The following is a 15,108-nucleotide window of genomic DNA, read 5'->3' on the forward strand; positions in this document are numbered from 1 at the left end:
TCTACTTTCCCAGTTGTTCGTCTTGTTTATCTTGGTTTTTCAATAGGTTAGATACTTCCCACGCCAAATAGTCGCTTACGGTTTTCTTAAAATCTTCCAGTGTGGGTTTGGTGTCAATGGGTGCGGTTTGATTCCAGTCGGCACCACTTTTGGGGTCAATGGTATTTTCATAATATTCTTTTTCTGTAAAGATATTCAGCTGGCTTTTCCCAAATTCTACTAAATCTACGACTTCCTGATAGCGTTCTCTGGCTCTGTCGGTGTCTTTTAGGTTGTTACTTGTCTTTTTGCGATTGGTGCGTGTATAGCCGTCGTTGGTAAAATCAATGAATTTAACGATGGATTTTTCTTTGTGTTTTTCACCTATTTTAAATACATAAATGTTGGTCTGTACGCTGGATTTACCGATAAACAAATCTATTGGCATTTTGATGCTTGCCAATAGGGTATGTTTTTGTAAAATGCGTTGGTTAATTTCTTTGGCTCTTCCACTACCTGCCGAGTTTTGAATAATAATGGCAGCATAGCCTTTGTGCATCATATTCAAGGCGGTTTCTACAAAGTTCATTCCGTTGCCTGTGGCAGAATAAGGTGGATTGAGAATAAAGGCATCGGCTGGGAATTTTTCATCTTTATTGCCAAAGCCATAATTTCCATCAAAATCTGTTAGCGAATTTTTATTGATGATGTTAGAACTTCCATCTCCCATCATGATCATATTAAGAATGGCGAGTATATAGACACTGGACAATAATTCAAGTCCTAAAAGTTGCTTGGCTTTAATGTGAGCTTCTTTGAGGTGTAATTCCTCTGGCGAATAAATCGTTTCTTTGGCATCGCTTAGCATTTCATTCATGGCTGCTACCAAAAGTCCTGCTGACCCTGTGGCAAAATCCCATACAAAACTGTCTTTATTAACCCTTGCCAACTTCACAAGCAAAGTCGCAACATATGAGGGCGTCAGAACGACATCGTTGAGCTTGTCTTGAGTAAAGCCAAGCCAAGAGTACATTTCATTAAACAATTTACCAGTGAAATCAGTTGTCAAGCCAATTTTGTAGTAAATACCCAAATCATCGACAATCTTAGTAAAAACTCTTTTTAATTGACTTTCTGCGTTTGTGGCTTTATTGATATTTTCTGTTAAAAGCGTATTAGAGAGCGTGCGGATGATGAGATCTTTTTTATCTTGCGGAAGTTTCTTTTCATTAAAAAATGCATTGATTTTACGAATAATAATATCTCCATCTCGATTACCTTCTTCTTGGCTGGATTTTAATTCTTCTTTTTCCAAAGGCTTTACCTTTCCTGCCACTCCCAATGTTGCAATGATAGAAGCTGCCACCAAATAAACACGGTCATTTTCACCCAAGCCTTTTTCATTTTGGTAAATATCATTATTGAGTCTTACAAGGCTAGCATCGATTTCTTTTTCACGCTTTTCTTTGAGTTTATCTAATTCTTCTTGCGAAAGTGATAAATTTTTGACTTGCTCAATAAAAGAATCAGCGTTTTGTTTTGATAAAAAAGAAAAATCAGTAAAATCACCTACTTTTTGCCCAACTCCCAAGTTCTTTTTAGAAACATAATACACTCCAATTTGATGACGAATATTTCCCTTTTCATCTTTTTCACCTGTCATACCTATGGCGATAATATCGGTATAACTGGTATGATGCAATAAAGCATTGGCATAATGTACTGCCCCATTTACAGCATAATCTTTTATATTTTTGTAGTTGGGTTTGTTCTTTGTACTGCGGTTCTCTACATTACCATCATTGTCTAATTTTACCAAAGCATTTTTTTTGCCTTTATATTCAATCAATACAGGAAAAACTTCTCCATATTGATTTTCTAAAAGCAATTTTGTATCTGGACGATTACCTCTTTTTCCTCCACTTTTAGATTCATAATACTGTAATGCCTTGTCAATTTCATCATTGAGAGACTCTTGTTCTAATTTATAGTCAAGTTCATATTTTTTAAGCCAACCATTGGCAAGGTCAGCGATATTTGGCTCGATGCTTTGGGTATTTTTCTTTGTCATTTGATACCTTTGATAATTTAATTTGAAAACTAGAATTGGTTTGAAAACTAGAATTGGACAGTAGAACAAATTAAGCATAATTATTTCTAATTACGCTTAATTTTTTAGTTACAAATTCCCCAACGCTCCCACCTGCTTCTCCACTTCCGCCAACTGCCCATTTAATTCTGTCAATTTCATCTTTTCTGCTTGCACCACCTGAGCAGGGGCTTTGGCGATAAAGTTGTCATTGGACAGCTTTTTGTTAATGGCATCTGCTTGGGTTTGCAGTTTATCACGCACTTTATTTAGGCGGTTTAGTTCAGCGGTCGGGTCAATCAAGCCTTTCATGGGGACAAGCACTTTCATTTGTCCAACCATGCCAGATGATGATAATGGCACCTCTTCGCCAGTTTTGACAATCGTTAGGCTGTCTACTTTGGCAAGGGTTTTAAATTGATTGTCAATGCGTACAAGGCTTGCTTTTTGTTCATCGCTTGCCCCTTGAATTAGCACAGGCAGACGCACGGCATTGCCCAGCTTCATCTCGCCACGAATGTTTCGCACCGCACCGATAAGGCTTTGTAGCCATGCCATGTCGCTTTCGGCTTGTTCGTTGATTTTGCTGTCATCGCACTTGGGGTAGGTGCTTAGCATGATGCTTTCACCTGTTTTGCCCAGCAGTGGCGTGATGGTTTGCCAAATCTCTTCGGTGAGATAAGGCATGATGGGGTGGGTCATTTTCATTGCCATTTCAAGCACAAAGAGCAGCACATAACGGATTTGGGCTTTTCGCTCATCGCTGACCGTGCCGTCTTGTTCTGATGTGTTTAAGCTGGATTTGGCAAGCTCCACATACCAGTCGCAGTATTCATTCCAAATAAATTCATAAATGGCTTGGCTCATCAAGTCAAAGCGGTACTGGCTCATATGCTCGTGAATGTCATTGATGGTGGCGTTTAGGCGGCTGATGATCCAGTGTTCAGGCAACTGCCAAAGCTTAGGGTTGGCGGATTTATCAATGTTTTGGGGATTGCCATCTTTGTCAATGCAGTTCATGAGTACAAAGCGAGTGGCGTTCCAAATTTTATTACAAAAATTGCGATATCCTTCAATGCGTTTTAAGTCAAAGTTAATGTCTCGTCCTGTGCTGGCAAGTGATGCGTAGGTAAATCGCAGGGCATCTGTGCCAAAGGCTGGGATACCGTCAGGGAATTCTTGGCGGGTTTGTTTGGCGATGTTGTCCGCTTCTTTTGGGTTCATCAGCCCTTGGGTGCGTTTATTGACCAGATTTTCCAAATCAATGCCATCAATTAAGTCAATGGGGTCAAGCACATTGCCTTTGGATTTGCTCATTTTTTGCCCTTGGCTGTCTCTGACCAGACCATGCACATAAACGGTCTTAAAGGGGACTTGGGGCTTGCCATCTTTGTCTTTGATAAAGTGCATGGTCATCATAATCATGCGAGCAACCCAAAAGAAAATGATGTCAAATCCTGTTACCAGCACGCTTGTTGGGTGAAAGGTTTGTAGGGCATCGCCATAATCATCAAAGCTGGTCTGACCTGTCCAGTCAAGCGTGCTAAATGTCCACAGAGCCGAGCTAAACCAAGTATCTAGCACATCATCATCTTGGCGAAGGGGGATATCGGCTAAGCTGTATTTGGCACGCACTTCGCTTTCATCACGCCCCACATACACATTGCCATTGTCATCATACCATGCAGGGATACGATGCCCCCACCACAGCTGACGGCTGATGCACCAGTCTTGGATATCACGCATCCATGCCATGTACATGTTGGTGTATTGTTGTGGCACGAATTGAATGTCGCCATTTTGCACCGCTTCAATCGCTGGTTTGGCAAGAGTTTCAATCGCCACATACCATTGGTCGGTCAAAAGTGGTTCAATGACTGTACCAGAGCGGTCGCCATAGGGGCGTTTTAATTCGTGGGGTTCTACTTTTTCTAAAAAGCCGTGCGTTTCTAGGTCGGCAATGATGTTTTTACGAGCGTCAAAGCGGTCAAGCCCTTGATAAGCAGGCGGACAATTTTCGTTCATCGTGCCGTCAAGATTCATTAGGTTAATAATCTCAATGTTTTGGCGTTCGCCGACTTCGTAGTCATTAAAATCGTGGGCAGGGGTAATTTTTACGCACCCTGTACCAAATTCAGGGTCGGGATAAGGGTCAGCCAGCACAGGAATGACACGGTCGGTTAAAGGCACATGCACCATTTTACCCAAAATATGCGTATATCGGCCATCATCAGGGTGTACTGCCAAACAGCCGTCTGCCAAAATGGTCTCTGGGCGAGTGGTGGCAATGTGCATATACTTGCCGTCAAGGCTTGCTCCATTGGCGTCCGTTTGCCCAGTGGCAAAAGGATAGCGAACGTGATACATAAAGCCTTTTTCATCACGATTTTCCACTTCCAAATCACTAATGGCGGTTTTTAATTTGCAGTCCCAATTGACAAGGCGTTTGCCACGATAAATCAAGCCCTCATCATAAAGACGCACAAACACCTCTTTGACCGCCTGCGACAGACCGTCGTCCATGGTAAAGCGTTCACGAGACCAGTCCACGGACGACCCCAAACGGCGAATTTGGCGAGTGATGTTGTTACCTGACTGCTCTTTCCACGCCCAAACCTTGTCAATGAACTTCTTGCGCCCCAAATCATGACGGCTGATGCCTTGTAACCCAAGCTGACGCTCCACCACCATCTGTGTGGCAATGCCTGCGTGGTCGGTACCGGGCTGCCAAAGTGTGTTATGGCCCATCATGCGATGATAGCGGGTTAATGTGTCCATGATGGTGTTGTTAAAGCCATGCCCCATATGCAGCGAACCTGTGACATTGGGCGGCGGCAAGGCGATGGAAAAGGCGTTTTGTTTGTCGCTCATGGCAGAGTTTGATTGGGGTTTAAAATGGCCTTGTTGTTCCCAAATTTGATACATGCCATTTTCGACATCGGTGGGGTTGTAGGAATTTTGCATCATTTTTAAGGCTTGAGTTAGGCTTTGACTTAAAGTATTGATTTGTGTGGTGTGTTGAGTCATGAGATTTGTCTTAGTAAAATTTGGTGAAATTGTCTTAATAAAATAAAATACAGTGAATGTTTAAAATAAAGTGAATGATAAACTCAGAGTGTTGCTAACAAAACTTCGCTAACAGGGTTTGGTTAACCATGATGACTAAGTAGGTTACATTTGTCTAAAACATAAATGGCAGATGACTGCAAAAGAGTTGATTCATGATGAACATGAGCGGTCTTTGATGTTTGTTATGTTTGTGTTATGTTTGATGGAACAGCAAATACAACTGGGTTAAATTCTCTTCCAAGCTGTTTGCCATTTGAGCCAATAGGTCATCATCTTGGCGAATGTCAGATAAGGTCTCATCGTCTTCATCAATGCCACTAAACACAATCATCGGTAAGGTCAGCATCGCCACGTCATCTTCGGTGTCATTGTCGGCGAACCAGTCATCTGTTTCATCGGCATACATGGCATCAATAAAGCCCACTGCCCAAGCAGAAAGCTCTGAATCTGGTGAAAAATCCATAGGCTTTTCTGTGTCATCTGTATCGCCAACAATAAAGGGTAAGTGAATTGGGGTTTCGTCTTTGAGTTCGGATTCTATGGCGGTTTGCCAAGCGTGTAGGGCAGACTTGATGGCATCAGGCACGCTGTCTTGTTGCCTTTCAAACAAAGCAGACAACCAGTTGGTAAATGGCTTACCCACCACCGTGGCGGTCAAAAACCCATGCGTGGCAATGTGGTCTAAGCCGTATTGGTTGTCAGCAGAATCCAAATAGGCAAGTAGTTGTGGGTCGGGTATTTGGTTCATTATTTTCCTTCATTTATTCTTCATCATTCCAATCATCATCTAAGTCGTCCAAGCCATCTAGGTCATCTAAATCGTCTAAGTCATCTTTTAGCTCACGCTCCAGACGTTTTTGTGCCAGTAAATCGTCAATCAAACGACGTTTTTCTAAACTGCGGGTTCGAGAAGTTGTGCCTGTCTCACTTTCGTCAGCCAGTTTTGCGTCTTCATCTTCTTCAGCAAAACCATCATCTTCAAAATCATCTTCTAAGTCACTCATAAAAACTCCTTAATCCATCAAATAAATCATCGGTAAAATCCATGCGTGTGGTCAAAACCTGTCTCATGCGTTTGGAACATGGGTTTTGATAAATAGCCTTATAAAGCCTAATGCTGATTTTGTCAATGGCTTTATGGTATTGGCTGATGTTGTCAAACGGTCAGCATGATGTCATTACGCAACGAAGTTAAGCGGTTGATGGTGTCATCATCTGCTCCGATAATGCGTCGGCATTCTCGTTCATAGACAGATTTTGGATTGTTTAACTGGGTAAGTTGGATACGCTGTTGGATTTGCGTCAGCTCTTGAGTGGGCAATAGCACATAGGTTTGATGTTCTTGAAAGCGACCTTTAAGCAAATGGACGATACCATCACTTTGCTCGGTATGGGCAATGGTGGCATTGATGGGTAGGGCAAATCGCTTCAGCTCACGGTGTCTGTCAAAGATGATTTTGTTGAGCATCATGCACAGCATCGCCAGCATCACACTGGCTTGAGCAAGCTTACTATTGGCGTTGTCAAAGCCCTGTTTGACATTTAAGGTGATTCGGGCAGGGTGATTTATGGCAAAATGTTCAAGACTTTGCAGTTGCACACCTTGAAATGATGGTTGTCGTAACAGCTCAAGACTTGCGGTCTGCAGTAAGTCATTACACAAGGTCAGATAGGGCTGGGCAATTTGGGGTGATAGCTTGCTTAATAAGCGGTGTTCATCAGCAAACATAAATGCCACCACGATGGGCGTATCAGTGTTGGTAGGAATATGGCGAGTTTGCTTCGCTCCATTTGGATTAACCAAATTTTGTTGATGGGTTTGGTGTTTGGTAGAATCTTGCCAAGAAGACGGTTGCGCCTTATTGGCTACTGGGTTGTCGGTTGGTGGGCTGTTTTGGTCAGTGTCTTTTTGTGTGTTCGGTTTGAATTGACCACGCTTTAAAAAACGACTGACTTGTGAGCTGACATCATCATAGACATGGCCATGGTCTGGTTGGCTGGTGGCTGGTTGGCTTGATTCGTCAACAGATAGGCTGGCAGTGTTGTTGTCTGTATTAGGCGTGTCATCATGTCTATCATGTCTGTCGTCATATGAGAAGTGAACACCGCCGTGTTGTTGGTTGTTTGCCATGTCGTTGTTTGCCATGTCATAGTGCAACACATAATAATCATGAATGTCACGGCTTAGCCGTTGCAACTGCCCTTTGGTTGGGCGAGCAATATGGCCATATAACAACCATATCAACAGATGGACAATCAATGCCCCAAGTTCAAACGGCCATAGCGTTTTGACCATCTCACCTTTGCTGGTGCGTTTGATGGTCAGCTCGACATCGCCAACCTTATTGTTTTGTAGCAGGACGGGTTTGTGGTGGGTTGTGCCTGCTTGCAAGGGGGCGTTTCCTGTTTGTACCAGTATGTTGCCAGCGTTGTCTAATAAAGTTAGTCGAGTAACATCAATGTCGTTACCAAGGTGGTCAGCGATGACGCTTAGGCTGACTCGGTCATCTTGATAAAGAGCCACCCCTGTGGTTTCTGCCAACTCACTGATGAGCTGTTTGGCTTTGTGTTCACGGTTGGCATTTAGTTGTTGCTCTAAACTAAATACCATAAGTACGCTATGCAATATAAAGCTGATAAGAATGATGATGGCAAACAGTCCTTGCCTAGGGGCGGTGTAAGTCATAATGATGCTTAAAATCAAATGGCAAATAGGGTGATGATTATATATGTTCGCTGATGATTTGATAACCTTATTATTGTGTTAATCCGTGATAAAATCTGTCCAACATGCCATAATGTCAGTAACTGATGATTTGTTAATACGTTAATAGGACAGATAGCCCATGAATATCGATATCAATACTGCACACATCACATCAAACATTCATTCAGATGCCATTCATTCAAATATGACAAATATTAATAGTGCCTTAAGCCAAACCTTGCAACATCGCTTAAAACAGCACAGCACCACCACCATGCAGGCTTGGCAAGATGGGCTAAAGCAAGTATTGGTAAAGGCAAAAATTAAAGATGCTGAGCAGATGGTGAGTGATGTGGCAAGTTTATATGCGTTACCGATATATGCGTTGATAGTGGTGATACGCACCGAGATGCTCAGCCATGTCAGTAACATCAATGCTCAGGCGTTATTAGCAGATTGGGCGTATGCACAAGCCAATACACCAGCAGGTTGGCAAATTACCAACATTGATGACAATGACCGTAGTGAAGCAGATACCTTAAAGCAAGTGGTGGCATCGCTGACTGAGTATGATGATGTTCTGACACCTGTGTCGGTTAATCGCTTGGTACTTTGTCCCAGTGATGTGCAGATGCTTAAGCCCAATGACAGTAAAAGTCGTGCCATTGCTCATGTGATTGATGAACAGGTAACCCATCATTTACAAGACAAGCTGGGTCATTTGGGCTTGACCGAAGAGCAGGCAAGAGGTGCATTTGATTGCCATATTTTACCTGTTGCTGACATGCTACACACCCACCGCTTGGCGTGTTTTGATATGGATTCTACTTTGATAGAGCAAGAAGTCATTGTTGAGCTTGCCAAAGTGATGGGTGTGGGCGATAAAGTCAACGACATCACCGATTCTGCCATGCGTGGTGAGTTGGATTTTGATGAATCGTTTGCTCAGCGGTTGGCATTACTGCAAGGACTGCCTGATCATCATTTAGCAGACATTGCTGATTCATTAACATTATCAAAAGGGGCAAAAACCACGTTGGCGTTATTATCTGCCATGGGTTATTACACCGCCTTGATATCAGGGGGTTTTGAGTATTTTGCCAAGCAAGTTGCTAAGCAGTTGGGTATCCATGTGGTTCATGCCAATGCCTTATCAATGCAAGATGGGCAGATAACAGGTAGGGTGCAAATGCCCATCATCAATGGGGCGACCAAAGCTGTGCTGGTCAGACAAATTACTGATGAGCTTGGCATCAGCAAGCAAGCGGTGGTGTGTGTTGGCGATGGGGCAAATGATTTGCCGATGATGGACATGGCAAATTTGGGGCTGGCGTATCGTGCCAAACCCATTGTACAAGCCCGTGCTGATGCCGCCATTAACTGCACAGGGTTAGAAGGTGTGTTGTATGCGTTGGGGTATGCGTCTTTAACCAGCTAAACAAGCTAAGCCTTGATAACGAGTAAATGAGCCATGATGCTCTAAAACAATGTCCTAAAACCGCTTATGATGAATTGATGGCGGTTTTATTGCCTTTTTGCTGTTTATTTTTTGTTTTTTTAATAATTTTGCTTTTTCAATAAGATGTGATTAAAAATGGTTATGACCAAACCCAATCAGCCCCCCCAAACACATGCCATTCATTCATCTGCTCATATCCAGTTACCGTCTCCCCAAAAAGACAGCAAACATGATTTATTGTTGGTGTATTTTAAGGGCATGGCGATGGGAGCAGCAGACATCGTACCGGGGGTTTCTGGTGGTACGATTGCCTTGATAGCAGGCATTTATCAACGTTTGATTAATGCGTTAAGCAGCATGACATTGGGGCTGATTGCCACTTGGCAACACACATATCAAGCATATGGCATCAAAGGTGGCATATCTGCCATATGGCGTGCGTTAGATGGCACATTTTTATTGTGCCTACTGGCAGGCATTATCACAAGCTTTGCGGTATTGGCAAACTTGGTTAGGCACTTGCTCACCCATCAGCCATTGGCGATTTGGTCGTTCTTTTTTGGTTTGGTGATGGCAACGGTGGTTGTGTTGCTCGGTCAAATTGAGCGTTGGAATGTTGCCCGAGTGGGGTTATTCGTGCTTGGGGCAACAATGGCGGTGATGATAAGCTTGTTGCCGTTTGTTTCAGCCACGCCAAGCTTGCCGTATCTATTTTTTGCAGGGGCAATTGCCATTTGTGCGATGATATTACCTGGCATTTCAGGCTCATTTATTTTGCTATTGCTTGGGGTGTATGAAGTGATATTAGATGCTGTGCATCGCATGGACATTGGCATCATCTTGACCGTGGTGGCTGGCATGGTAACAGGGTTGTTGTTATTTACCAAGTTTTTAAAATGGTTATTGGTTCATTATTATCAAGGCACATTGGTGTTGTTGACTGGGTTTATTGCTGGGTCATTGGTAAAAATATGGCCTTGGCAAGTTGATGCGGTGCATTTTTTACCTTGGCAATATCCTGATGGGGCAAGGTGGGGTATGACGCTTGGGCTAATGGGATTGGGTATGGTCAGTGTTTTATTATTAACCAAACTTGGTTCACAAAAGCAGACGAGCTAAACCTTGTTGAACCTTGTTGCGTTTATCATAAAAGTTGCGTTTGTCATAAAAAACCTTGCCATCGAGCAAGGTTTTTTTGTTGTTTGAGTTATTTGAGAGATTGCATATTGATTAACCCATCACCATGGGCAACATGTTACTTTCCACAATGCTTAATGCCTGTTCTGCCAAAATCAACACAAAAAAAGCAATCATTGGCGATAAGTCAATCATGCCAAGGTTGGGGGTAATCTTACGAAACGGTGCTAAGATGGGTTCTGCCAACTGCATGATGATGTCAATGATGGGGTGCATGGAATTGGTAAACACCACAATCCAGCTGACAATAATCGAACCGATAATCACATAACGACACATACTTAAAAAATCAATAATCAGGCTTAATGACCCCTCAAAAAATAGCTCAAGTGGATTATAACCATGATGACTTAAGAGTGCATTGCCAGCCAAATCAATCAGGCGGATTAAAAACATCAGCACAATGGCAGCAAGGCTGATACGCCCATCGCCAATGGTAGGGAATATGCGACCAAACATATCGACCACTTGTGTGGCTTTATAGGCAGGTTCGGCATAGGGGTTACGAGCATTGATGCCAGCAAATTGCATCATAAAACGTATGAATATCAATAACATGGCAAAGCTTGTGACCATGTTAAATGCAGTAACTAGTAATTGGTTCATGGAGAAATTCTCAATATTCAATACTCAATGGCTTATTTTAGTGGCTTATTTTATGGTAATAGATGGTTAATTTTGCCCACTCATCTCACGGCTACGCTTAACGCATGCTTGCATGGCTTTACCAATCAGCTCATTGACTTTATCAGCTTGTAGGCTATGTACGGCAGCTTCAGTTGTGCCACCAGGAGACATGACTTTGCGTCTAAGCTGCTCTGGCGTGTCATCACTGCTGATGCTCATCTTGGCAGCACCCAAAGCGGTCTGCATGGCAAGGGCGGACGCTTGTTCTTGGCTCAAGCCCAAATCAATGCCCCCTTGAATGACTGACTCAATAAAATAAAAAAAGTAAGCAGGGGCAGAGCCAGACACTGCCGTTACCGCATGTAATTGCTCTTCATCATCGACCCAAATCACCAAACCAGATGCCCCCATCAATTCGGTGGCGAGCTGTTTTTCTTGCTCATTGATGCTGTCAGTGGCATACAGCCCTGTTGCTCCTGCTTGTACCATGGCAGGTGTGTTGGGCATGGCACGCACGATGTTTTGATAACCATTTAACATCTTTGTCAGGCTGTCAGTTGACAGACCTGCTGCCACCGAAATGATGAGTTGCTTGTCTAACACTTGGCTAAAGTCTGCCAACACATCTGCCATGATTTGAGGCTTAACTGCCAACACCACCACATCAGCCATTAACGCATCGAGTGGGTTTTTAGCAGAATCAATGGTATTGATGCCTTTGGCTTGCAGCTGTTCACGATTGTCATGGTTAGGGTCAGAAACGGTGATATACTCTGGCAAGATACCCTTGGCAAGTAAGCCACTGATAAGGGCTTGTGCCATGTTGCCACCGCCAATAAAGCTGATTTTTTTGTTTTTTAATGGGTTAGACATAAGATGCTCTAAGTGAAGAAAAAAATTGAATGATGCTAATGATGCTAAAGACACAGCCTAGTGTAGCACATTTATAAAAAACTGGGCTTTAAGATAAGATGAAAGTTTGTTTAATGCCTTTTTTTGGCAAAAATGACTGTAATGCCCACTGTTGCCAAGGGCAAATCAACCATAAGGGTAAGGTTTTGGCATTGATTTGACGATTACCATGGCAATCGGTTACGTTTTGGGCTTCGACTAACAGCACACTTTGCCTTAACCAACTGGCAATCCCCAAGCTTTGTTGCAATTTTTTACCTGATTGGGGGGGAGTAAATTGTGGGGGGGTAAACTTGCCTATGTTTGTGTCAGATGGCTGATAAATGCTTAAACGGTCAGTTTTATGTAAAGGGCGCACACAAAGATAAAAATCCCCTTGCATGATGTGTTTATCAATATTTTTATGGGTAAAGCCACTTTGATGGGTAAAGGCTGTCAAATCCAGAACAAGTTGCCATGTGAGTGTCTCTTTATTATTTAAAGGTTTTTTCCGTAACGTGATGGTGTGTGTTTGCTTTGTATGAGCATGAACAGTATGAGCATGAACATTAGTACAGTCAGTGGCAGGCACGCAAATAAACATTTTCTCATTGAATACTTTGTCGTTGATTGGTGTTTGTAACCAATTTAACCAACGAGCATCTAGGCGGTGTAGGGTATGTCGGTAGCGCCTTATCACATAATGTTGTGTTGCCCCTTGCCAAGGCAGTTGGGTTTGGTGGTCATTGTCATCACGATATGCCAATGCCAAGATGTCATCTATCCGCTGTTTGTTGGGCGTTAGCGTGTCTTTTTCAGACAACCAATGATACAAAAAAGAGCGTTGGCGAGCACCTGATAGCTTACCGAACTTTTTTAACTCTAATTGACTGTCCACTGTTAACCTGTGCGTTATTAGCCTGTGTGTTGTTAAATCGTCTACTGCTAAATATCGGTTAGGATATCGGTTAGGGTATGGCAGTTGGGTGGCTGAAACACAACAATCGTTCACCATCATCTCTTTATCGTTATGGTACACGTCTTGTAAGATGGCATCAGCATCGCTCATCAGATCACTTAAGCGAGTGATGTTACCAATGACCTGTGGATAACGCTGTTCAATGATGGGCAACAACTCACGGCGTAACCAGCTACGGACATTTGTCCCTGTCAAGTTGGTTGGGTCATTGATATAGGGTAGGGCATGGCGGTGGGCGTGTTCATTGATGGCATCTCGGCTGATGTTTAGCCACGGTCGCCATAGATAAATGGGCTTGGTCAATGGCTTGATTGAGCTTGTTGGCAACTGATGTTGGTTTGAATGGTTGTGTTGGTTTGAATGGTTGTGTTGGTTGGAGTGGTTAATGTTGATGGGTATGTCATGGCATGACCAGCTTGTCATGCCAGATAAGCCTTTTACCCCTGTGCCAGTAAATAATCGCATCAACAGTGTCTCACTTTGGTCATTGGCATGGTGAGCGGTCATGATGATGTCATGGCAGTTGATGTGTTGGGCAATGGCAGCATAGCGAGCATGGCGAGCAGTTTGTTCATCTGTTCCGTTCACATAAGCTTTAATGACCACACATTGACTGCCATTGTCGCTTGCCCATTGGCTAACTTGCTTCGCCCACGCATCATTGGCGGTCTGTATGCCATGATTGACATGGATAAACTGTGGACAAAATGGTAAATGTCCTTTTGCATATAACTGCAAGCACACTGATGCCATCACCAGTGAATCTCGACCCCCACTCAATGCCAGCCAAATGCGTTTGCCTACCAAGTGCGAATGCAGTTTATTCATACTTTTTAGTAAAGCATTCTGTAGCAAAGTTTCATTTGTATGACTTAGCAATGTATGACTGCCTTTATTCCATGTTCAAGATTATTCCATGTTTAAGATGGTGTGAAGTTTAAGATGGTGTGAGCCAACCAAGTGAATAACTCAGCTAACAGCCCAATTGAGAGTTGAAGGCATAAAATTTCTCATAACGTAATTGACAACGCTCATCGGTATCCATGCTCTCAAGCTCTGCCAATTGCTCAAGTAATAAGGCTTTTAGCCCAACCATCACAGTCTTGTCATCTATCTGGGCTCCTTGACCTTCATCAACAACAACATCGATAAGCCCTAACTGATGCAGGCTTTTGGCATCTAATTTGAGTGCGTAACTGGCATCTGGGGCTTTTTCAGCTGTTTTCCATAAAATGGACGCACACCCTTCTGGTGAGATGACCGAGTAGATACTATTTTGTAACATGTTGATTTTATCACCCATGCCAATCGCCAACGCCCCACCTGAGCCACCTTCACCGATGATGGTAACGATGATGGGTGTTTTTAAACTGCTAAATACTGCAATGCTTTCGGCAATGGCGATGGCCTGTCCTCTCTCTTCGGCTTCTACTCCAGGATATGCTCCTTGCGTGTCGATAAAGGTCAAGACAGGCAAACCAAACCGTTCTGCCATTTTGGCAAGACGCACCGCCTTACGATAGCCTTCAGGATTGGCCATACCAAAGTTGTGGGCAATGCGTTCTCTGGTACTACGTCCACGGTGTTGTCCGATGAGCATGACAGGCTTACCAGCCAAACGTGCCAAACCACCAATCACCGCCTTATCATCACCATAGACCCTATCACCATGCAAGATGTCAAATTCGCTAAACAACTGATTGGCATAATCCATAAATAATGGACGTTTGGGGTTACGAGCAAGTAACACCCGTTGCCATGTGTCGCTGTTAAGGGCATTATCAAAGCTGTTGGGGGATTTTGCATTGGTATCATAAGTTTGAGTGTTGGGAATTTGGCTGGTCATATTTGGTCACTTTTTATTAAAAGATGGTTTTATTAAAAGATGGGCATTTAAAAATGGAGTACTAAGGGTATAAAAAAGATACAAGTGTAAACTAATAATAAGTGTAAACCAATCGCTAAATCAAGCTGTTCCTTAAAACCTATTTAAACCTACCCAAAGGTAAATTTAGCGTTTAATTTCTACTTCAACGTTGTTTGCCTTATTCATTTGAACTTGGACTTACATCAACTCCATAGACTAACACGGTAGAACCTACCGCTTGTTT

General features: G+C 43.1%; 11 protein-coding genes. 2 read left to right on the forward strand and 9 right to left on the reverse strand.

The window, feature by feature from the left end:
- Window position 1: 1 nt before the first annotated feature.
- The 5 genes from B0682_RS07645 to B0682_RS07665 all read right to left on the reverse strand — a co-directional run bounded on the left by B0682_RS07645 (window position 2) and on the right by B0682_RS07665 (window position 7,823).
- Window positions 2–2,050, reverse strand: coding sequence for an HsdM family class I SAM-dependent methyltransferase (locus B0682_RS07645; RefSeq protein WP_078307913.1), 2,049 nt, complete (start codon window positions 2,048–2,050; stop codon window positions 2–4).
- Window positions 2,051–2,158: 108 nt separating this feature from the next.
- Window positions 2,159–5,035, reverse strand: coding sequence for a valine--tRNA ligase (locus B0682_RS07650; protein WP_143823327.1), 2,877 nt, complete (start codon window positions 5,033–5,035; stop codon window positions 2,159–2,161).
- Between the two features lie 295 nt (window positions 5,036–5,330).
- Window positions 5,331–5,876: a UPF0149 family protein gene (locus tag B0682_RS07655; RefSeq protein ID WP_411350815.1), complete on the reverse strand. Its 546-nt coding sequence runs from the start codon at window positions 5,874–5,876 to the stop codon at window positions 5,331–5,333.
- Between the two features lie 22 nt (window positions 5,877–5,898).
- Complete coding sequence (locus B0682_RS07660) at window positions 5,899–6,141, reverse strand: PA3496 family putative envelope integrity protein (protein WP_078307920.1); 243 nt, start codon at window positions 6,139–6,141, stop codon at window positions 5,899–5,901.
- Between the two features lie 152 nt (window positions 6,142–6,293).
- Window positions 6,294–7,823: a hypothetical protein gene (locus B0682_RS07665; RefSeq protein ID WP_078307922.1), complete on the reverse strand. Its 1,530-nt coding sequence runs from the start codon at window positions 7,821–7,823 to the stop codon at window positions 6,294–6,296.
- Between the two features lie 160 nt (window positions 7,824–7,983).
- On the opposite strand from B0682_RS07665, the gene serB reads away from it, so the two are divergent.
- Both serB and B0682_RS07675 read left to right on the forward strand, forming a co-directional pair.
- The gene (gene serB, locus B0682_RS07670) at window positions 7,984–9,282 is read left to right on the forward strand and encodes a phosphoserine phosphatase SerB (protein ID WP_143823324.1); all 1,299 of its coding nucleotides are present in this window, start codon (window positions 7,984–7,986) and stop codon (window positions 9,280–9,282) included.
- A gap of 156 nt (window positions 9,283–9,438) precedes the next feature.
- Window positions 9,439–10,422 (forward strand): DUF368 domain-containing protein, encoded by a 984-nt coding sequence (locus B0682_RS07675; protein WP_240494928.1) that lies wholly within the window; start codon window positions 9,439–9,441, stop codon window positions 10,420–10,422.
- Window positions 10,423–10,533: 111 nt separating this feature from the next.
- On the opposite strand, the gene B0682_RS07680 is transcribed toward B0682_RS07675, so the two are convergent.
- The 4 genes from B0682_RS07680 to B0682_RS07695 all read right to left on the reverse strand — a co-directional run bounded on the left by B0682_RS07680 (window position 10,534) and on the right by B0682_RS07695 (window position 14,711).
- Complete coding sequence (locus B0682_RS07680) at window positions 10,534–11,106, reverse strand: YggT family protein (RefSeq protein WP_078307923.1); 573 nt, start codon at window positions 11,104–11,106, stop codon at window positions 10,534–10,536.
- A gap of 66 nt (window positions 11,107–11,172) precedes the next feature.
- Window positions 11,173–12,000 (reverse strand): pyrroline-5-carboxylate reductase, encoded by an 828-nt coding sequence (gene proC / locus B0682_RS07685; protein ID WP_078307925.1) that lies wholly within the window; start codon window positions 11,998–12,000, stop codon window positions 11,173–11,175.
- An 88-nt stretch (window positions 12,001–12,088) separates the two neighbouring features.
- Window positions 12,089–13,825, reverse strand: a complete 1,737-nt coding sequence (tilS, locus tag B0682_RS07690; RefSeq protein ID WP_078307926.1) for a tRNA lysidine(34) synthetase TilS — start codon at window positions 13,823–13,825, stop codon at window positions 12,089–12,091.
- Window positions 13,826–13,970: 145 nt separating this feature from the next.
- Window positions 13,971–14,711 (reverse strand): acetyl-CoA carboxylase carboxyltransferase subunit alpha, encoded by a 741-nt coding sequence (locus tag B0682_RS07695; protein WP_240494931.1) that lies wholly within the window; start codon window positions 14,709–14,711, stop codon window positions 13,971–13,973.
- Between the last annotated feature and the right edge of the window lie 397 nt (window positions 14,712–15,108).

The organism is Lwoffella lincolnii, assembly GCF_002014765.1.
GTDB classification, from domain to species: domain Bacteria; phylum Pseudomonadota; class Gammaproteobacteria; order Pseudomonadales; family Moraxellaceae; genus Psychrobacter; species Psychrobacter lincolnii.

Excerpts from the sequence above, each read along its gene's own strand:
- serB (WP_143823324.1), top strand. The coding sequence starts at position 7,984 with ATGAATATCGATATCAATACTGCACACATCACATCAAACATTCATTCA.
- B0682_RS07650 (WP_143823327.1), bottom strand. The coding sequence starts at position 5,035 with ATGATGCAAAATTCCTACAACCCCACCGATGTCGAAAATGGCATGTAT.
- B0682_RS07665 (WP_078307922.1), bottom strand. The coding sequence starts at position 7,823 with ATGACTTACACCGCCCCTAGGCAAGGACTGTTTGCCATCATCATTCTT.
- B0682_RS07675 (WP_240494928.1), top strand. The coding sequence starts at position 9,439 with ATGGTTATGACCAAACCCAATCAGCCCCCCCAAACACATGCCATTCAT.
- proC (WP_078307925.1), bottom strand. The coding sequence starts at position 12,000 with ATGTCTAACCCATTAAAAAACAAAAAAATCAGCTTTATTGGCGGTGGC.
- B0682_RS07660 (WP_078307920.1), bottom strand. The coding sequence starts at position 6,141 with ATGAGTGACTTAGAAGATGATTTTGAAGATGATGGTTTTGCTGAAGAA.
- tilS (WP_078307926.1), bottom strand. The coding sequence starts at position 13,825 with ATGAATAAACTGCATTCGCACTTGGTAGGCAAACGCATTTGGCTGGCA.
- B0682_RS07680 (WP_078307923.1), bottom strand. The coding sequence starts at position 11,106 with ATGAACCAATTACTAGTTACTGCATTTAACATGGTCACAAGCTTTGCC.
- B0682_RS07645 (WP_078307913.1), bottom strand. The coding sequence starts at position 2,050 with ATGACAAAGAAAAATACCCAAAGCATCGAGCCAAATATCGCTGACCTT.
- B0682_RS07695 (WP_240494931.1), bottom strand. The coding sequence starts at position 14,711 with ATGGATTATGCCAATCAGTTGTTTAGCGAATTTGACATCTTGCATGGT.